The sequence below is a fragment of the Stenotrophomonas sp. G106K1 genome (assembly GCF_037969685.1).
In the GTDB taxonomy this organism is placed as follows: Bacteria; Pseudomonadota; Gammaproteobacteria; order Xanthomonadales; family Xanthomonadaceae; genus Stenotrophomonas; species Stenotrophomonas lactitubi.
This window is the reverse complement of sequence record NZ_JBBPFR010000011.1, coordinates 94872-114504: the sequence shown is the minus strand read 5'-3', so window position 1 is coordinate 114504 and position 19633 is coordinate 94872. Positions and strand designations below refer to the sequence as shown.

12 protein-coding genes are annotated in these 19633 nt (G+C 65.0%); 2 read left to right on the top strand and 10 right to left on the bottom strand.

Annotated features, from left to right (window positions below; translation table 11 throughout):
• Positions 1 to 38: 38 nt before the first annotated feature.
• The 5 genes from WKB25_RS11890 to WKB25_RS11870 are packed head-to-tail and all read right to left on the bottom strand — an operon-like array spanning position 39 to position 5153.
• Positions 39 to 2021 (bottom strand): type IV pilus secretin PilQ family protein, encoded by a 1983-nt coding sequence (locus WKB25_RS11890; RefSeq protein WP_340570851.1) that lies wholly within the window; start codon positions 2019 to 2021, stop codon positions 39 to 41.
• Between the two features lie 21 nt (positions 2022 to 2042).
• The gene (locus WKB25_RS11885; protein WP_170919634.1) at positions 2043 to 2579 is read right to left on the bottom strand and encodes a pilus assembly protein PilP; all 537 of its coding nucleotides are present in this window, start codon (positions 2577 to 2579) and stop codon (positions 2043 to 2045) included.
• Entirely contained in the window at positions 2576 to 3232 is a 657-nt protein-coding gene (gene pilO / locus WKB25_RS11880) for a type 4a pilus biogenesis protein PilO (protein WP_340570848.1), read from the bottom strand. The genes WKB25_RS11885 and pilO overlap by 4 nt, the downstream gene beginning before the upstream one ends.
• Positions 3229 to 4095: a PilN domain-containing protein gene (locus WKB25_RS11875; protein WP_340570847.1), complete on the bottom strand. Its 867-nt coding sequence runs from the start codon at positions 4093 to 4095 to the stop codon at positions 3229 to 3231. Before WKB25_RS11875 ends, pilO begins: the two co-directional genes overlap by 4 nt.
• A complete protein-coding gene (locus WKB25_RS11870) occupies positions 4095 to 5153 on the bottom strand; it encodes a pilus assembly protein PilM (RefSeq protein ID WP_032951624.1) in 1059 nt (352 codons plus the stop codon). The genes WKB25_RS11875 and WKB25_RS11870 overlap by 1 nt, the downstream gene beginning before the upstream one ends.
• Before the next feature lie 217 nt (positions 5154 to 5370).
• Here WKB25_RS11870 and WKB25_RS11865 point away from each other — a divergent pair, with 217 nt between their 5' ends.
• The gene (locus tag WKB25_RS11865; RefSeq protein WP_340570845.1) at positions 5371 to 7797 is read left to right on the top strand and encodes a penicillin-binding protein 1A; all 2427 of its coding nucleotides are present in this window, start codon (positions 5371 to 5373) and stop codon (positions 7795 to 7797) included.
• A 237-nt stretch (positions 7798 to 8034) separates the two neighbouring features.
• A complete protein-coding gene (locus tag WKB25_RS11860; RefSeq protein WP_340570843.1) occupies positions 8035 to 8679 on the top strand; it encodes a hypothetical protein in 645 nt (214 codons plus the stop codon).
• 76 nt (positions 8680 to 8755) lie between these two features.
• Here WKB25_RS11860 and WKB25_RS11855 read toward each other — a convergent pair whose 3' ends face one another.
• The 5 genes from WKB25_RS11855 to WKB25_RS11835 form a co-directional block, all read right to left on the bottom strand.
• On the bottom strand, positions 8756 to 9493 hold the full coding sequence (locus WKB25_RS11855; protein ID WP_340570841.1) for a hypothetical protein: 738 nt from the start codon (positions 9491 to 9493) through the stop codon (positions 8756 to 8758).
• A 69-nt stretch (positions 9494 to 9562) separates the two neighbouring features.
• Positions 9563 to 14998 (bottom strand): ESPR-type extended signal peptide-containing protein, encoded by a 5436-nt coding sequence (locus WKB25_RS11850; RefSeq protein ID WP_340570840.1) that lies wholly within the window; start codon positions 14996 to 14998, stop codon positions 9563 to 9565.
• A gap of 62 nt (positions 14999 to 15060) precedes the next feature.
• Positions 15061 to 15768 (bottom strand): pilus assembly protein, encoded by a 708-nt coding sequence (locus WKB25_RS11845; RefSeq protein ID WP_340570839.1) that lies wholly within the window; start codon positions 15766 to 15768, stop codon positions 15061 to 15063.
• Between the two features lie 17 nt (positions 15769 to 15785).
• Positions 15786 to 16772 carry a CfaE/CblD family pilus tip adhesin gene (locus tag WKB25_RS11840; RefSeq protein WP_340570888.1) on the bottom strand — a complete coding sequence of 329 codons (987 nt, stop codon included), beginning with the start codon at positions 16770 to 16772 and terminating at the stop codon, positions 15786 to 15788.
• A gap of 137 nt (positions 16773 to 16909) precedes the next feature.
• Positions 16910 to 19633 (bottom strand): TcfC E-set like domain-containing protein, encoded by a 2724-nt coding sequence (locus WKB25_RS11835; protein ID WP_340570837.1) that lies wholly within the window; start codon positions 19631 to 19633, stop codon positions 16910 to 16912.

Here is a 19633-nt window from a genome sequence, read left to right as displayed (position 1 = left end):
ACGTGGCGGCCCCGGTCGGATGCAACAGGTGCAACGTCTCAGTTCTGGCGCGCCACGCGCAGGACCTTCGGGGTCACGAACACCAGCAGTTCGGCCTTGTCCTTGTTGCGACCGCGCTTCTTGAACAGGTTGCCGAGGAAGGGCACATCGCCCAGGAACGGCACCTTGCTGACACTGTTGCGGTCGGTGAACTCATACACGCCACCGATCACCACGGTCTGCCCATCTTCCACCAGCACGGCGGTATTGACCTCGCGGCGGTTGATGTTGGGCACCTGGCCGTAGCCTTCCAGCACGATGTAGCTTTCGACCTCATCCTTCTTCACCGCCATGTTGAGGAACACGCGGTTGTCGTTGGTGATCGTCGGGGTGACCTTCAGCTCCAGCACCACTTCCTTGAACTGCACGTTCGGGGTAGCTGCACCGCCGGCACCGCCACCACTGATGGTGACATAGCCGATTTCCTTGCCCTGCTTGATCAACGCTTCACGCTGATTGGTGGTGACCACGCGCGGATTGGAGATCACTTCGCCGCGCGATTCTTCCTGCATGGCCGACAGTTCGACGTCCAGCAGGTAGCCCGCGTTAAGGATCGACAATGCCAGCGAGCCCGGATTACTGGCCGCTGCCACTGGCAGGTTCCAGTTCAGGCCGCGGGTGATGGCCGAACCCACCGACACCGGCGGCGGGCCCACGCGGCCACCGGCGATCCAGTCGCGCTCGGCTTTGGCGTTGGTGTTGTCGGCGTCCACCTGCGACTGGCGGGTCTTGGCGTTGGCGTCCAGGTTGCCGCTGAAGTACACGTTGTCGCGGCTGCCGCTGACACCGAACTTGGCACCCAGTTCGCGGGCGAACGTATCGGTGGCAATGACGATGCGGCTCTCGATCAGCACCTGGTCGACCGGGCGGTCGATCACGTTGATCAGCTCGCGCATCCGCGCGATCTTCTTCGGGATGTCGCTGATCATCAGCGTGTTGGTGCGTTCATCCGCGACGATGCGGCCACGCGCGGACAGGAAACCACTGTCTTCCTGCGACGCCGACCCGCTGCCACCCTGACCACCGCCACCGCCACCGCCGGAACCGCCGATGCCCTTGGCCTCGGTCAGTGCTTTGAAGATCTGTGTGGCGCTGTGATAGTTGATCTGGACGTAGTCGGTCATCAGATCTTCGCGGTTCTCGATCGCGATGCGCGCGTCTTCCTTCTCCTGCTCGAACTTGGCCAGCTCGGACTGCGGCGCAACCCACACCACGCTGCCGTCACGGCGTTTGTCCAGGCCCTTGGCACGCAGCACGATATCCAGCGCCTGGTCCCACGGCACGTTGACCAGGCGCAGGGTCACATTGCCCTGCACCGAATCAGAGGCCACCACGTTCAGATTCGACTCTTCGGCAATCAACTGCAGCACGGTGCGCACGGGCACGTCCTGGAAGTTGAAGGTCACCGGCTTGCCGGCGTAGCCGCGCTGCGGCACGCCCTTGGCGGCCTGGGTTACGCTGCCGGCAGTGACGGCACCAACGGCGGCCTGGGCCTGCCGCGGGCTGATCTCCACCACATACTCGTTGCCACTCTGGTAGGCCAATGACTCGACCGGACCGCCGGTGCTCAGCACCAGTTGGGTGCCGGCCCCGGACGGCTTGGCGTCGATGCGCTGCACCGGGGTGGCGAAGTCGGTGACGTTCATCGGCTTCTGCAGATTGGCCGGCAGGCGTGCGTTGCCGACATCGACAACCACGCTGTTGCCCTGGCTGCGCAGGTCAGGCATGGCGCCCTGGCCGTCGAACTGCAGGATCAGGCGGCCCGCGCCGTCATCGCCACGCTTGAAGTCGATGCGTGCGACCGAAAGGCCTGCCGGCGCAGCGGCCGGCGTCGCCGCCAGCGCAGTGCCGGTCGGCTTTTCCGACGGTGCGGCGGCCAGCGCCGGAGCGCAGGCCAGCATCAACGCGACTCCCAGCGCGCTGATGCGGTTCAAGGTAGAGCGCCGGATGGGACGCAGCCCCTTGGCTTGGTGAAAGGTCATCGTGCTATCCCCAGTAAACGATCATTGATCTTCCAGCGCGAGCGTTGCTGGACGTTCCAGCCAGCCACCCGCGCCATCCGGCACCAGTTCGATCAGCTCCACGCGGTCTTCGAAGACCGCGGTGACCCGCCCGTCGCTCTGCCCCAGGTAACCGCCGGGACGCACCCGGTAGGTCACCTTGTCCGGCCCCATCACCAGCGCCACGGTGCCGGCGCCTGTTCCGATGGTGCCGACCATGTCCAGCGCGTCCAGCGGGAAGCCTTCCATCGGCTCCTTGCGCCGGTTCGGATCTGGCCGCAGTCCCCCATTCCCCTGCTGCGGGTTGGTCCAGGCATCGGTGAACGGATCGCGCATGCCCTGCGCGGAATACTCGAAGGTCTCGAACTGCTGCATCACCGGCAGCGGCTCCAGCGGCTGCGCCGGTCGCGCACGCTCGCTTTCGACCCACTTTTCCAGGTTGGGTGCATCACCCGGCGTGCTGGTCACGCCGCGGCCGCAGGCGGCCAGCAGCAGCACCGTCAACGCCATCCCACCACGTGCAATGAAGGAACGGATCACTTCTTCGCCTCCTTGCCCGCTTCAGCCTTCTGCTGTTCCTCGACCTCGGCCTCATCCAGGTAACGGTAGGTCTTGACCGTACCGGACAGTTCCAGCGCACCGGCACGGATGTTGCCGCCGGTCTTGTCCTTGGGCTTGAGGTTGATGTCGTGCATGGTCAGGATCACCACCCGCGGCAACGAGGCCACGCCGCTGACGAAGGCGCCGAATTGATGGTAACTACCCACCATCCGCAGCTTGATCGGCTTCTCGGCGTAGAACTCCTTGATCTGCTCCTGTTCGGGTTCAAACAGCTCGTTGGCCAGGCCGCTGGACAGCGCGGTCTGCGAAATGTCGATGATCAGGTCAGGCATCTCGGTCTTGCTCGGCAGCTGCCGCAGCATCTGCTGCAGGACCTGCTCCATCTGTGACAGCTGCTGCTTCAACGGTTCCAGGTTGACCGCGCGTTCCTGTTCCTTGGTGAACTCGGCACGCAGCTCGGTTTCCCGCGACTCCAGACCGGCCAGTTCCTCGCGCTTGCCACTGATCAGCAGCATCCACGCCACGAACATGATCACCACGGCCAGCAACGTGCAGAAGACGATCTTGGCCTGCTGCGGCCAGTTGCCGATGTCGTTGAAATCCAGGTTCTTGATGTCGACTTTCTTGCTCATGCGCGATCCCCCTGCAGCGGGGCGTGGAAGGCCTGCGGCGGCTGCGCCAGGCGGCTACCCTCAGGCTTGGGTGCGGGTGCTGCCGCCGGTGCTGGGGCCTGTGCCGGAGGAGTTGCAGGCGTGGCTGCCGGTGCCGGCGTCGATCCCGGCGCCGGTGCGGCAGCAGCCGGCGCTACCGCGTCGGGCCCTGCGCTGAGCGGTGCGACGGCCGGTACCACCGGCGCGGTGCCGGCCACGCTGCCATCAGGGTTCAGGCCTGGAGTGCTCGCTGCTTCCTCGCTCTGCGCGGGCAGCTTGACCTTGACCTTGAACACGTACGGCAACGCCTTGATGTCAGCCACCGGGCCGGTCGCGCGCCCTTCCTTGTCCTTGTCCGGCTCACGCGCCTCGATGATCGCCAGCTCCGGATTGGTCATCCAGCCAGAGACTTCCAGGTTGCGCATGTAGGCCGAGACACGGGCGTTGGACTGGGTGCGGCCTTCCAGGGTCAACACGTCGCCTTCCTGCTGCAGGGCGGTGAGCACCACGCCATCGGGGATGGTGCGGACCAGCGCATCGAACAGGTGGACCATCTGCGAGCGCTTGGCCTGCAGCTGCTCGATCACGGCCTTGCGGGCCAGCAATCGATTCTTCTGCTCGTCAAGGCGGTCGATTTCCTTGTTCTGCTCCTTGACCTTGTCGATCTCGGTCTGCAGGTAGGCATTGCGATCGCTCTGCCCGCTGACCTGCATGTCGTAGTAGAACCAGATCAACAGCGACAGCAGCAGGCCACCAAGGGCGGCCATACCCAGCATGATGCCGAACTCGCGCTGGCGTTGCTTGCGCCGTTCGGCGCGCCAGGGCAATAGATTGATGCGTGCCATCAGTCAAAGCTCCTCAGCGCCAGACCGGTCGCGATCATCAGCGCGGGGGCGTCCTGGGCCAGCGCGTGCGCCTGCACCTTCGGCCCCAGGGTCATCTGTGCCAGCGGGTTGGCGACCACGGTCGGCACGCCCAGCTGTTCCTCGACCATCTCCGGCAGGCCTGCAAGGGCAGCACAGCCGCCAGCCAGCACGATGTGGTCGACCCGGTTGAATTCACTGCCCGCGTAGAAGAACTGCAGCAGGCGGCTGATCTGCTGGACCGTGGCTTCCTTGAACGGCTCCAGCACTTCCATCTCGTAGCTTTCCGGCAGCCCGCCCTGGCGCTTGGCCAGACCAGCTTCCTCGTAGCTCAGGCCATAGCGGCGCATGATCTCATCGGTCAGCTGCTTGCCACCGAACACCTGTTCGCGGCTGTACAGGCTGCGGCCACCGCGCAGTACGTTGAGGGTGGTCATGGTGGCGCCGATGTCGACCAGCGCAACCACGCCCTCGGCCGAAACCGGCAGCTCGCTGGCCACCAGGGCGAAGGCGTTCTCGACCGCGAAGGCCTCCACGTCCATCACCTTGGCCTGCAGGCCGCCCAGTTCCAGCGCGGACTGGCGCAGTTCAACGTTTTCCGAACGCGAGGCAGCCAGCAGCACCTGGACCATTTCCGGGTTGTTCGGGATCGCCCCGATCACCTCGAAGTCCAGGTTCACTTCCTCGATCGGATACGGAATGTAGTTGACCGCTTCCAGCTCGATCTGGGCTTCCATGTCGTTCTCGTCCAGGTCGGCCGGCATCGGGATCACCTTGGTGATCACCGCCGAGCCGGCCACGGCCGCAGCGGCCAGCTTGGCCTTGCTGCCGGAACGGTTCATCGCCCGGCGGATGGCCTCTCCCACGGCCTCCACTTCGACGATGTTCTTCTCCACCACCGCATTCGGCGGCAGCGGTTCCACGGCGTAATGTTCCACACGGAAACGGTTGCCGCTGCGGGAAAGCTGCAACAGCTTTACCGCAGTCGAACTGATGTCGACGCCAATGAGCGGCGACTGACTTTTTGGGATGAGCCCCACGGTTTCTCCCCTGCCGACGGGCACTTGGACGCAAGAGCTGCGTCCGCGCATTAATAACGTATTCTTAGCAAATGGCAACCGCCCTGCTGTGACATCCCTCACAGGATGAACACGCAGCCCCTGGCGTCCCCTTGCACTCCCCAGTGCCGGCCCCAGCCGCCACCTTGCGTAATCTATACTCTGCGACCACGAAATTCGCAATCGGAATCTGACACCGATGACCCGTCTCCGCCGCTGGCTGCGCTGGATCTTCCTTGTTGTCCTGGTCCTGGCGCTGGTCGGAGCGGCCGCCGTTGGCGGCCTGTACTACGCCGTTTCTTCCAAGCTTCCCGACGTGCAGACCCTGCGCGATGTGGAAATGCAGGAGCCGATGTACGTCTACGCTGCCGACGGCAAGCTGATGGCGGTGTTCGGTGAGACCCGGCGTACCCCCATCACCATGAAGGACGTGCCGGAGAAGCTGAAGCAGGCGTTCCTGGCCACCGAGGATGCCCGCTTCTACGAGCACGGCGGCGTGGACTACAAGGGCATCGGTCGCGCGGTGTGGCTGCTGGCCACCACCAACGACAAGCGCGTGCCCGGTGGCTCCACCATCACCCAGCAGGTGGCCCGCCAGTTCTTCCTCAGCTCCGAGTACAGCTATACCCGCAAGCTGGCCGAGATCCTGCTGGCGCGCAAGATCGAGTCCGAGCTGAGCAAGGACGAGATCTTCGAGCTGTACCTGAACAAGAGTTTCTTCGGCAACCGCGCCTACGGCGTGGCCGCCGCCGCCGAGTTCTACTACGGCAAGAAACTGAACGAGCTGGACCTGGACGAGATGGCCTCGCTGGCCGGCATCCCCAAATTCCCGTCCTCGGGCAACCCGATCTCCAACCCGGAGCGCGCCCGCCAGCGCCGTGACAACTATGTGCTGCAGCGCATGGCCGACCTGAAGTTCGTCAGCCAGGCCGAGGCCGACGCGGCCAAGGCCGTGCCGATGCACGCCACCGCGCACGAGCCACCGGTGCAGGTCGATGCCCCGTACGTGGCCGAGCTGGTGCGCCAGGAAATGATCGCCCGCTTCGGCGGCGACGTGGTCAACAAGGGTTACCACGTCACCACCACGATCGACTCTACCCTGCAGACCGCGGCCAACCTGTCGGTGCGCGACGGCCTGCTGCTGTACGACCATCGCCACGGCTGGCACGGCGTGGAGAAGCAGGTACAGCTGGGTGCCGGCGATGACGCCGCTGCACTGGCCGAACACCTGCGCGGCATGTTCGGCCAGGCCGGCCTGCTGCCGGCCATCGTCGCCAGCACCGGCGCCGACGGCAGCGCCACCGTGGTGCTGGCCAACCGCAGCGAGATCGTGCTGCCGGCCGGTGCCGCCAAGTGGGCCAACAAGAGCCCGGCCAAGCTGGTACAGCGCGGCGACATCGTGCGCGTGCGCGCCGGTGCCAAGGAAGGCGAGTGGCTGCTCGACCAGCTGCCGCGCGGCCAGTCCGCGCTGGTCTCGCTGGACGCCCACAGCGGCGCACTGAAGGCCCTGGTCGGTGGCTTCAGCTTCTCCGGCAACAAGTTCAACCGTGCCACCCAGGCCCGTCGCCAGCCGGGTTCGAGCTTCAAGCCGTTCGTCTATGCGGCCGCCTTCGACAAGGGTTACAACCCGGCCTCGATCGTGCTCGACGCACCGGTCGTGTTCCGCGACCGCCGCGGCAAGACCTGGGCGCCGCAGAACGACGGTGGTGGCTTCCGTGGCCCGATGCGCCTGCGTGAAGCGCTGGTGCAGTCACGCAACCTGGTCTCGGTGCGCCTGCTTGATGGCATGGGCGTGGACTACGCGCGCAAGTACATCAGCCAGTTCGGCTTTGCCGAATCCGAGCTGCCGCCGAACCTGTCGATGTCGCTGGGTACCGCCTCGCTGACGCCGCTGTCGGTCGCTCGCGGCTATGCCGTGTTCGCCAATGGCGGCTCGCGCGTGGACACCTGGCTGATCGACCAGGTCAACGACCGCGATGGCAACCTGGTGTTCAAGGAGAACCCGGCGATGGCCTGCCGCGACTGCGCAGGCAGCAGCGACCAGCCGGTGAACCAGGTGGTGGACGGCTTCAACTTCGGCGCTCCGGCCCCCAAGGTTGACGCCACCGCCGCCGCCAAGCCGGAAGCCAAGACCGAAACGCCGGCCGCACCGGTCAACCCGGACGCGCGTACGGCACCGCGTGCGATCGACGCCCGCACCGCGTACCAGCTGGTGTCGATGATGCGCGACGTGGTCCAGCGCGGCACCGGCGCACAGGCCAAGGTGCTCGGCCGCGAGGACGTGGGCGGCAAGACCGGCTCGACCAACGACCACCGCGATGCCTGGTTCTCCGGCTTCGGCGGCCCGTACGTGACCACCGTGTGGGTGGGCCGCGACGACTTCCGCTCGCTGGGCTACCGCGAATACGGTGGCAAGGCGGCCCTGCCGATCTGGATCGACTACATGCGCACCGCGCTGAAGGACACCCCGATCGCGCAGAACGAACCGCCGAGCGGCATGGTCCAGGCCACCCTCAACGGCGCGGTGGAATGGGTGAAGGTGGAAGATATGGACCGCCTGACCGACTACGACCTCAACCTGCAGAGCACCCCGCAGGCCGACGCCGCCGCGTTCGATATCTTCTAAAGGTGCAGGTGCGGTGGGTGCCAACCGTTGGTTGGCACTGCCCTTTGTAGAGCCGAGCCCATGCTCGGCTCCGGGGGCCCTCGGTAGAGCAGCCGAGCATAGGCTCGGCTCTACAGCATCAACGGCACCCTCTTGCTCGGGTAAACGCCAACCCTCGTTGGCACCTCCGTTAAATACCCACGCAGATGTCACATGCCTGCGCTAGTCTGTAGCCAGGTCGCAACAGGGAGTCATCGCATGCACCGCGCTCACCAGCATGCTGCCAGCCAGACCCGCGAACGGCGTCATCGCCTCGCCCACGAAGCCGCCCGGCTGATGGCCGAAGGCGGAATCCGCGACTTCCACCAGGCCAAGCTCAAGGCCGCCAGCCGTCTTGGCATCCACGACGATGCCTCGCTGCCCCGCAACGTCGAGATCGAACAGGCCCTGCGCGAGTACCAGCGGCTGTTCTCCGGCCCCCAACACGGCAACGAGCTGCAGCGGCGGCGCGAGTCCGCGTTGCGCGCGCTGGAGTTCCTGCACGGGTTCTCGCCGCGCCTGGCCGGCCCCGTGCTGGACGGCACCGCCGACGCCAACAGCCCCGTGCAGCTGCACCTGCACAGCGACGACCCTGAGGCGGTGCATCGCTTCCTGGACGAGCACCGCATCCCCGCTGAATCGCGCACGCGGCGCCTGCGGCTCGACCGCGAGCGCAACATGGACGTGCCGGTGTGGGTGTTCAGCGCCGAAGAACTGACCTTCGACCTGGCCGTGCTGCCCTACGACGCCCTGCGCCAGGCGCCGCTGTCGCCGGTGGATGAGAAGCCCATGCGCCGGGCATCGGCCACGCAGTTGCGGCAGTTGTTGGCCGAAATGGAGATCACCGCCTATATCGGCGGATGACCGGCGTAGAGCCGAGCCCATGCTCGGCTCGGTGCTGCCGCGATCTGCGCGGAGAGCAGCCGAGCATGGCTCGGCTCTACGGGAAGATCAGCTTTTCTTCGGACGGGGTTGCCAATCGTGCCAGCCACGGCACTGCGGCACGGTACGGGTACTCGGCCATCATGCGCGCATGCATCTTCTGCAGGTCATGCAGGTTCCAGGCGTGCGAGTACACGTCCTGGAAATCATCCGCCCAGCCACTGCGCACGCGCATGCGTTCGCCATCAAGATTCGGCACCAGGTACCACGGCACCTGCAGGATCTCGGCCAGCGCCTTGTTGCGTACAGCACTCTCGTGCCCCGACCGCTGCAGCTGTTCGATACGGAAACTCACGCGGCGGCAGGGAAAAGGCATGCAGGCACCGGTAGCGTTGATGTAGTCGGCGATGTCCGCGTACATGTCCGCCTGCAGCTTCATCGCTACCGGGTCCTGCAGCGTCTGCCGCACCCGCAGCGTGCGCTGGGTGCTGCCGCGGATCTCCGCGGCGCTGTAGAAGGGATGACCCGGCGTCGTGCCGCCGTGGCGTACCAGCACGATGCGATGGATCGCCTCGTCGGTCAGAACTTCCACCCGCACGGCAGCGGCTTCCGGATGGATGCGCGGCTGCGGCACGTTCACCACGCGCCAGAACCCCCACACCATCAACCCCATGCAGATCATCAGCATCAGGCACGCCAGCGTCCACGTATCCATGTCGTGGGTGACGTAGCGGATGCGGGCGCGCCAGACGTAGTAGCGCCGGTAGGTCATGAAGCGGCTCATGAAGCTGTACATCGCAATTTCCTCTGCAATGGCCCCGGCGCGGCGGGGCTCGTTACGCGCACCACACCGGGGCGCCATGGCTTACCAGCCGATGCCCACACCCACGCCCATGCTGCGTTCACCGCTGTTGGTGAATGCACCATTGAGGCTGAAGGTGGCTGAGCCCTTGTCGTTGAGCACGCGCTGATAACCCACCGCCATGGCCGACTCGCCCTCGGCGTAGCCCACGCCCGCGCCGAGTCGGTTGTAGGTGGCCAAGCCAGCGGTGTTCATGGCCATGGCCGTCTGCGCACTGCTCATCGCCGCCATGCGGTTGAAGCGCTTGTCCATCTTGTCCAGGCGACGCTCGAAGTTGCTGATGGCACCATCGGTGTACTCGTTGGCGCGAGCCAGCATCTTCTCCAGTTCAGCGGTATCGACCTGTGGCGTGGGCGACGGCGTGTCGTCCTGCTTCGTCTTCGGCTGCGGCGTAGGCGACGTGCCCTCGCCTGCCGAGGCCACCTGCGGCGAATCACTGGCTTCCGGCGTCGGCGTGACCTGTTCGGTGGGCGCGGCCGAAGCCGTAGCCAATGCACGCGACTGCGGCTGGCCATCCACGCGCTGCTCCAGACCATCCATGCGGCCATTGAGCTGCTGCTGCACAGCGTGCAGCTGGCCACCGTTGACCGCCTCGCGGCTGCCGGCCGCGATCAGGCCGTTGGCCACGTTGGAGATGACCATGCCGTTGGCGCCCGCCAGGGTGAGCTGGGCGGTGCCGTCGCTGCGGGTGGAGGGCGTTTCCTGAAATACCGAACGGAGCTGGGTTTCGACGCGGTCCATGCGACTATCAGATTTGACCACCGCGCCATCAAGTGCGGAAAGGGCATCCCCGACGTTGTTCTGCGTACCGCCTTGTACGTTGTAGACGGAGGCGACAACACGACCATTTTCATCGATAAGCGCACCACCCCCGAGTGCAGTGAGCGACTCTCTCAGCTGTGCCACGGTGACTGCATCATGCCCACCAGTGCCACGACCAAGGTTCACCAGACGCCGCTTAACCGACCCGTTGCCGAATGAAGCCGTATTCGATTCGGTCGCGATTGAGTAGGACCCCAACGCTAGCGCTCCATCAGCGCCTGCTACCACACGACTCAGCGCGCCGAAGGCCACGCCCTCATTCGCGTAGACATTCGAACCAACGCCCAGGGCAAACCCTCTCTCAGCAGAATCGGCCACGTACGATCCCCGGCCAAGTGCAACCGAGCTATGCCCACCTGCAATCGAATAGCTCCCGATGGCCACACCACCCTCAGAACCGACGGACGCCTTTGCAGAATCGCCCAATGCGACTCCGAGGAAACCGGCCTCGGCATCATTGCTCAGACTGTCAAAACCGACGCTCAGAAAACGCCCTGTCTGCTCCAGCTTTCGCACGCGCATGTTGGTGGAGAACAGCTGCCCACCGTTCACAACGTCTCTGCTTGCAGATGACAGGTCGCCATCTGATACACCGGTCAAAGTTGCACCGCCGTAGTCGATCACGCTGTATGCGTACTCGGCAGTTGAGGCACCAGATGTGCCTGCATCAAGCAGTGCGTTCAGTTCGCTCCTGTTTCGAGCGATATCCTGCTTGGCTGCATACAGCTGGCTACCAGTCACCGCATCACGGCTACCTGCAGCAATACGCCCATCGGCAAGATTCGACAGAACCATACCTTGCGGACCTGCCAGATTCAGTTGACCAATTCCATCCGCCCGGGTCGAGGGCGACTGTTGGAACATCGCACGCAACTGGCCTTCGATGCTCTCTACACGGCTACCGGACCTGACCACTGCACCATCGAGTGCAGCCAGCGCGTCTCCCACATTGTCCTGCTTGCCACCTTGCACGCTATAGGCAGGCCCAACAACGTTCCCGAAAGCATCCAGGCCTGCACCGCCACCGAGTCCAGCAAGAGCTTCGTTGAGCTGCGCAATGGTGGTCGCATCGTGATCGGAAATGCCACGATCAAGGTTCACCAGGCGCCGCTTTACAGAGCCGTTCCCCACTGAAACAGTATTTGCTTCGGTTGCGATTGAATAGGAACCCAGTGCCACTGCTCCATCAGCGCCCGCTACGACACGGCTCAATGCACCAAAAGCGACGCCTTCTTTTGCATACACGTTGGAACCGACTCCCAACGCAAAGCCTCTTTCTGCGCCCTCTGCGACAACCGCACCTCTTCCTATCGCGACTGAGTTGAACGCACCTGCAACCGCAAAACTTCCTATTGCCACTCCGCCCTCAGAACCCAACGAGGCTTTTGCCGAATCGCCCAACGCAACCCCAAGCAGACCGGCATCTGCATCAATGCTCTCATCGTCATAACCAACGCTCAGGAATCGCCCTTTGCGCTCGAGCTCACTAACTCGGACATTGGTCGCAAACAACTGCCCGCCATTCACCGCATCCGTACTGGCGGCAGAACTGATATCCCCCGCTGCCACCCCCGATACGCGCGCACCTTCCATGTCCACCAGGCGACGATCAGCACTGAACTTGACCACGCCATCCAGATCCGGATCGAAGTTATCGAAGTCCGTACGCAGCGCATCCAGCTCGATCCGGTTGTCGGTGATACGCCCGTCCTGATCCGTCAGCTGCTGCGCATGCCCAGCCAAAGCCTGTCGCTGCGTCTCCAGCGTGGTATTGGTCGCAAACAGCTGCTGGCCAGTCACCGCATCGGTGCTGCCCGCACTCAGCGTGCCGTTGGCAATGTTATAGATGCGTCGCTTGGCTCCTGTCTTGTTCGCGACATCCACGATGGTCCCAGTGTTCTCCGCACCCAGACGCACGTTGCCACTGGCAGACACCTGGCCCACCAGTCCGCCCAAGGCATCAGCCTTCTGCACAGCGCCATCGGCCACGCCGCGGGCGGCATCGGCCGCCGTCTTCGCCGCGGTTGCGGCGGTGCGCACGCTGGCCACTTCGCTATTGGTGGCATTGAGCTGCTGCCCGGTTACTGCATCCGTGCTGGACGTACTGAGCACGCCATTGGCCAGATTCTGGAGCTTGCGCTTGGCACCACTCTTGTTGGCCACGTCGACGACGGTACCGGTGTTGTCTGCGCCCAGCCGCACGTTTCCACTTGCCGATACCTGCCCCACCAGGCCATCCAGTACCGCCACGCGCGCCTGCGCACCGTCCGCGGTCGCCTTCACAGAAGCCACGCTGGTGTTGGTGGCATGCAGCTGCTTGCCGGTCACCGCTTCACTGCTGGACGTACTCAAGGCGGCATCGGCCACGTTGACCACTTTGCGCTTCAACGAGCCATTGCCCACCGACACCTGATTGGTGGCAGTCGTGGCTGAGCCATTGCCGAGCGCAACCGCGCCCGCATGTGTCGCACTGGCGCGATCACCGAGGGCCAACGCGCTCTGCGCCGTAGCACTCGCCTGATTACCCAGTGCGGAGGCATACAGGCTGCTGGCTACGGCGCCGCGCCCGACCGCCGTGGCCTGGTTGGCCGACGCGTTGCTCTGGAAGCCCAGCGCAGTGGCGTGCGTGCCCTTGCCGGACGCCTCATGACCGACCGCAATACCACGGTCACCCGTTGCCACAGCGTCCAGTCCAAGTGCCACCGCACCGTTGCCACTGCGGGTGCCGGCACCAATGGACACACCTGCGTTGCCACTGATCTTGTTACCCGCGTCATCCACCGTCGCGCGAGCGTCCGCGCCCATGGCGACGCTCTTGCCGTTGTAGGCTTTGGCGTTGTTGCCCAGTGCCGTGCTGATGCCGTAGCTGGCCTGCTCCGCGACAGCTCCCGCGCCCAGTGCCACGGCACTGGCATTCAGCCGCGCAGCCGCTGCATCGGCAGCAGCCTGCGCCTTGCTGACATTCGCATTAGTGGCGTTGAGCTGCTTACCCGTCACCGCCTCGGTGCTGGTCGTGCTCAGCGCTCCATCCTTCAGACCGGTGATGGCGCGAACAGCATTGGACTTGTTGCGTACGTCCAGCACAGTGCCGGTGTTCTCGCCACCCAGCCTTACGTTGCCACTTGCTGATACCTGGCTGACCAAGCCGCTGACCGCATTGACCTTTGCCAGAGCTGTGTTGGCATTGGTATTGGCTGTGTTGGCCGCGGACTGTGCTGCCGCGGCTGTCGTCTTCGCTGCATCGGCAGCGGTCTGGGCTCTGGTCACGTTGGTGTTGGTGGAATTGAGCTGCTTGCCGGTAACCACATCGGTACTGGTGGTCGACAGGCGCGCGTCCTCCACATTCACAATGCGCCTTTTGGCGCCACTGGTCCCCACTGAGACCGTATTGGCCTCGGACGCAATCGAGCCGCGCCCCAGCGCAACCGCGTTGTTTGCTCGCGTAGCAGCTTCGTAGCCGATGGCTACACTATCGTGGCTGGCGTTCGCCCTGCCTCCCAACGCGACGCCACCGTTGTAGCCATTGGCCCCGGAACGGGAATCGGAACCGATGGCGATGGCACCCTCCGAGCTTCCGCTGTCAACACGTGAGCCACTGCCCACGGCGATACCATTACGTCCGCTCACATATGACGAGTTGCCGTAGGCGGTTGCGCCAATTCCTGCGGCATTGGCCCGACTGCCCACTGCGGTTGCGTGCGTGCTTTGGGTCTTGGCTTCATAACCGAGCGCAATTCCGTACTCGCCCGTTACGGACGATGTACGTCCGATCGCTATCGCCCCGGTACCGCTGGCATTTGCAGAGCCGCCCATTGCGGTGGCGCCAAGACCCGCTGTTGCGGCGCCTTTCCCGAATGCGAAGGAGTCAGTGGATGTTGCACGAGCGCCTCTACCCAGCGCGAATGATCCTTCAGCTTCGGCCGTAGCTTCGTATCCTATGGCCACGCTGTCATAGCCAGCTCGTGCAGTACCACCGATGGCAATCGCCCCCGTCCATCCTTCCGATCCAGCATGAGCACTTGCACCAAGCGCGATTCCACCAATGCCAGCACCTGTCACTACCTGCGCAGCACGTCCAATAGCAACCCCCTTGTCCCCCTTCACCACCGCGGTGCCCCCCAAGGACGTCGAGTCTATGCCACTGACATACGCGCCCATTCCCAGCGCAGTACCCATGTCTCCCTTGACCGTTGAGGATGTTCCGATGGCAGTTGCATAGTTGCCCTCGAGGGTTATGAGGGTCCCGTAGGAAATCGACGATCTTCCAGCAACAGCTTGATGGACAGTGGGTGGATAGCCTGCGCCTGCAATGACTCCACGCACGGGTTCTTCAGCTGAACTTCTGAAGGGCTGGTCCTTCGGGCCCAGGAATTCGAAGTCCGCCCACAGACTGAAGGGTGAAGTGAGAGACACGATAGGATCACGAAATGTACTTTCGCCCACAGTGCTCAAATGGTCTGCGGCCGATACGCCGGACGACGCCGAAAGCAGAAGCACAACCATGCCGGCGCCTGCCCGTCCGGCCTCGCCTGGTCTTCGGCGCGCCCGCCCAAGTTCACTGGTAACCACCCAGCACTGCCGAACGCGGTTCCATAGCCGACGATAGATACGATTCATTGGATCTCCTTAACAGGGATGTCAGAAAGAACCCCACCAGCGCCGCTGGCGGGGCTGGGGAATCAACCGGCGCTGGGCGCCAGGGTCTGTACGTGCTCGCGATAGCCATCGCGGGTCAGGCGGTAACGCATCTGCAACGTGTGTCCCGGCTGCACGGGGAACGGCAGTTCCAGCGCGCTGCCCGGGTACAGGCTGCGCGACACGTCGTGCGCGGTGCAGCGCGCGCCATCGCAATCGGCGATGCTGGTGATGCCCACGCGCACCGTGCCGGTGTTGCGCAGGCGATTGCCTTCCACCTGTACCGCCATGGCAGGCTGCGCGGGTAGCACATTGACCAGCGCGCCCCAGACCAGGCTGACGCCGATGTTGGCCTGTGCACGCTCACCCTCGCCTGCGCGTTCGATCCCTTCAGGGCCACGCACGCCTTCGAAGTACACGCGGTAGGCGGTTTCCTTCTCGACCGGCTGCAGCGGAATCACCCGGATCAGGCGATTGCCACCACCGGCCAGCGCGAACTTGCCGGGCGTGATGGCGATGGCCGCTTCGCCGGGCTCGACCTCGACCTCGTGTTCTTCTGTACCGGCCGGATTGACGATGCGCTTGATCGAGGCCTGTACGTACTGCGGCAGGGTGGACTGCGAATAGATCCGGATCTGTGCGCCCTTCTTCACGTCCACCGACGTGCGCATGGGATGCACCGTGAGGTTGGCGTGGGCAGGCACCGCCATCAGCAGCGACAAGGGAAGCAGGCAGCGAATGAGAGGCTTCATCGGGGGCTCCATGGGAATCAGGGCGTGACAGTGGGAACGCGCAGTTCCACCTTGAGATCGCCGTCGTAGTAGCCGGGGCGTTTGCTGCTGACCGGCACGCGGGGGGTATCCAGCGTCAGTGGCGTGGGCACGCAGAACACCGGCTGCGTCATGCCGGGCAGCAGCACCAGGCGCAGCTTTGCGGTATCGATGCCGTGCAGCAGTTGCTCAACACCGTTGCGCATGGGCAAGGCGCTGCCGTTGTGATCGAGGGTGATGGTGTAGTCCACACGCTGCGTGGCATCACTGCCGCCATCGGTGTGCCAGACCGAGTAGCCGGAAGGCCCCGGAGGACGTGGCCCGCTGTCGCGCACGGTGACGCCCAGGTACTGGCTCTGCGAGCCCAGTCCGTCGTACAGGCACATGTCGAGTTGAGTTCGGCCCCCGACGGTCTGTGCGAGCGGGTCGTACTGCAGGTTCAAGCCGACGTGTGGCGTGACCTGATCGAACAGCGGGAAGTAGATGGAGACTGCGTTGTAGTCGGTGATGGTGAAGTCGAACTTGAACGAGTAGGTCGCGAGCACTGGGCCGTTGACACTTTCATGAAGGTCAAGGAAAGCAACTGCCTCCCATGTTCCGGCCACAAGTCTTTCAAGCTCGGAACTCGGCAACTCCAAATGGGCGCCTGTGCCTATCGGCCACTCCTGCCCACACTCAGCTGAAGAGGAAGACCATGGCGGAAGCTCTGCCTGGTTCCAGTAGTCAACTGAACAAGCTCGCCCAGGCATTGCTCTCGCGAGAAAACCAAGAAGCTGTATTTCCTCAACCAATCCCGAACGCTTCTCGGTGGCACGAAGCGTCACCGCGCCCCTTCCTGTATCGAGCTCATTGCCGACAGTAGGGCACCGCCCTTGAGCTGCGTCTGTTGACGACCGGCAAGTCAGATGCAGCGTTCCGTAGCGCGTCGAACTTGTCTCATAGCCAAGCACAGTCCTCGGCGCCCACAACTCGATATCCCCAGGCATCGCAGAGCGATCCCAGCTCATCACGATGTCGCGATGCTCACTCGTCGGATGCGTCTCCGGCGGCCGCTGCGCCATCGCCCGCGGCGCCAGCACCACCAGCGCACACAACACTGCCATCACCCACCACACCCGGCGGTTCACAGCGCACCTCCCGCTGCTGCCGTCTGCGGCGTGGCGGCAATCAATGCCTGCTCCTGCAGCAGGCGCGTCACCCGCGCCTGGTGGCGGATGTCGGCCGGCAGCTGCGCTACGGCCAGCGGTTCGCACTGCACAGTGCCCACCAGCATCACCACGCTGCGTCGCTCGCGCACCTGCAGCGGGCAGTGCAGCAGCCGGTCGTCCTGCAGCAGGTACAGGGTCTTTTCGCGTCGTGGGAAGTCGGCCACGAAGCCTCCGTTGCTGCCGGTGCCGGGCACCGGCGCGTTGAGAATGCGGGCGCCGCGCAGCGGTGCACCGGCGATGTCGTGGGCGTTGCCGATGAAGGTGTAGGTCACTTCAATCGGCACCGGCATGCGCACCAGCCGCCCGGGCGAGAGGAACAACGGGCGCGCGCCGCCCACGCCGCTTACGCGCACGGCCGCGATGCTGTCCAGTGCGCTGGCGTCCTGCACTTCGGCGCGGTGCGATTGGTAGGCGGAAACCGGCAGCAAGCGGCGTTCGCCCAGCTTCAGGCGCTGCCGGCGCAGTCCACCCACCTGCAGTTCGGCGGCAACGCCGGTCAGGTCCAGGTCGTCAGTGCCATCCACCTGTACTGCCAGCCCGGCATCGGCACCGATGCCCGCGCCCCAGTACAGGCCGCGTGTGCCGATGGCAAGGCCGGAACTGTGGGTGGCGCTGTACGCCACTTCATTGCCGCCCTGGTGCTGGTAGCGCGATACCGTGGCACCGGTCTGGCCGATGCGGTTCTGCAGCTGCCCGCTGAGCGTGGCGCTGTAGCGTTCGTTGTTGTTGCCGCGTAGTTCGCCGGACACTTCGCGGTACTGGTCTTCGTATTCCTGGCGCAGGGTCTGGCCGGCGCTGTAGTTGATGTCCGGTCGTGCATGTTGCGGCTGGCGCACATCCAGGCCGTAGCGCCGCTGCGAACTGCCGCGGTCACCGCGCTGCAGGCGGTTGAGGCTGACGTTGAAATAGATGCCGCGGTCACGGCCATCGCGCAGGCCGCCGCCACTGGTCTGCTGCCACACACCGATGCGGCTGGAGACACTGAACTCGCCCCAGCGCTGGCTGCGGCTGTAGCTGGCCTGCCAGGTGCGGCTGAGCTGCGGCACGCGCGTGGGCTGTGGAATCCATGGCGGCAACAGCGGGTCGAGCGCGGCCAGCGGATCATCCCCCAGCCCCGGCTGCACGCTGCCTGCGCGCCAGGTCTGGCGGCGGGTGTAGGCCAGATACGCATTGCCGCCGGCCACCGGCAGCGCCATCGAGGCGCTTAGCGAATCAGCACAACCGAGCCGGTCGCGCGCGTCGTCCTCGAACTGGCAGGCGCGGCCGCGCATGCGCTGGTGGTACACGTTCCACGAGGCGCGGCGACGATACGAAAGCTGATGCTGCTGACCACGGCTGCCATCGCTGCCGTGCATGCCGCTGAAGGTGCCGCGGATCTCCTGGGTGGCGAACACATGGCGCAGGTCCAGCCGCAGCTCGCCATAGCTGAAGCCGCCGAGATCGGCGACACCGGCCGTCACTGCCACGTTGCGCGATACCGGCACGCGCACGCCGGCCATCGCTGCCAGCTCGTCGTTGAAACGGTCGCTGCGGCGCTCGTTACGGCGGCCGCCCTGCATGAACCACTGCACGCTGCTGTCGGTCCAGTCGCCGCCCTTGTCGAACGGCGCGTCCTCGCTGCGCACGAGTACGCCGTCCTCGTAGATACGCAGGGTGATGGTGTAGTTGCCCAGCGGGAACCGGCGCGTATCGAGCTGGTTGATGCCGGCCTGCAGGTAGAAGGTCTGCAGCAGGCGCTCTCCGTCGAAGGCATCCACGCGTGCGTCGCGCGCCAGCAGCACGGTAAGCGGTGTGGCCTGCACGGCGGCGGCGGCATCCACGTAGGCCTGCGTGGTACCCAGGCGCAGGCCCTGGAAGCGATCCATCGGCAGCATGCTGAAGCTGAAGGTGCCGCCCTGCGGACTGCTCAGGTTGCGGCGGTCCATGCGCCCGGCCTGCAGGTAGTGCTGCTGCCCCAGGTCATGGCGGTAGTAGGCGTTGTCCAGCTGGAAGTCACGGTTGGCGCGGCCGCCGCGGTAGTGCTGCTGGCTGAAGGTCCAGTCGGCGGACAGGTGCCCGCGCTGTAACACGCCCAACGCGCCCGTGCCCTGCGCAGCCAGCGACTGGTAGCCGCGGCCGCCGCTGACGTTGAGCGTGTGCTGGTGCAGGAAGGCGTTTTCGGCATTGGCGCTGACCTGGTGGTAGCGCTCGGCGGCCGGTTCGCCGGGAATCCATTGGCGGGCGACGAACAGGCGCACGGCGCCCTCGCCTTCGTCATACAGCGCGCGCACGGCGGTGGGCTCCTCGGGGGGATCGATGTAACCGCAACCGGCGCTGGCGCCGCCGTAACGGCAGGCCAGATGGCTGTTGCGCGGCAGCGGCTGCGACAGCGCGGGCAACAACGCGGCCTGTGCCTCGGCGGGCAGCTGCAATGCCTGCAGCGCCTCGGCCGGGGACTCCAGCTGCACGTGTTCCAGGGTTACGCGCACCGGCACCAGCCCGGTCGAACGACCGAACAGGCGTACCTCGAGTTGTTCGGTCTGGCCTTCGACCAGATCCTCGAAACCGGCGGGAACGCCGCGCGCCGCGACCAGGGGCGTGGCCAACGACAGGGCGAGCGCTAGCGCCAACCGGGTGACGGCGGGTGCGGGAGATTTCAT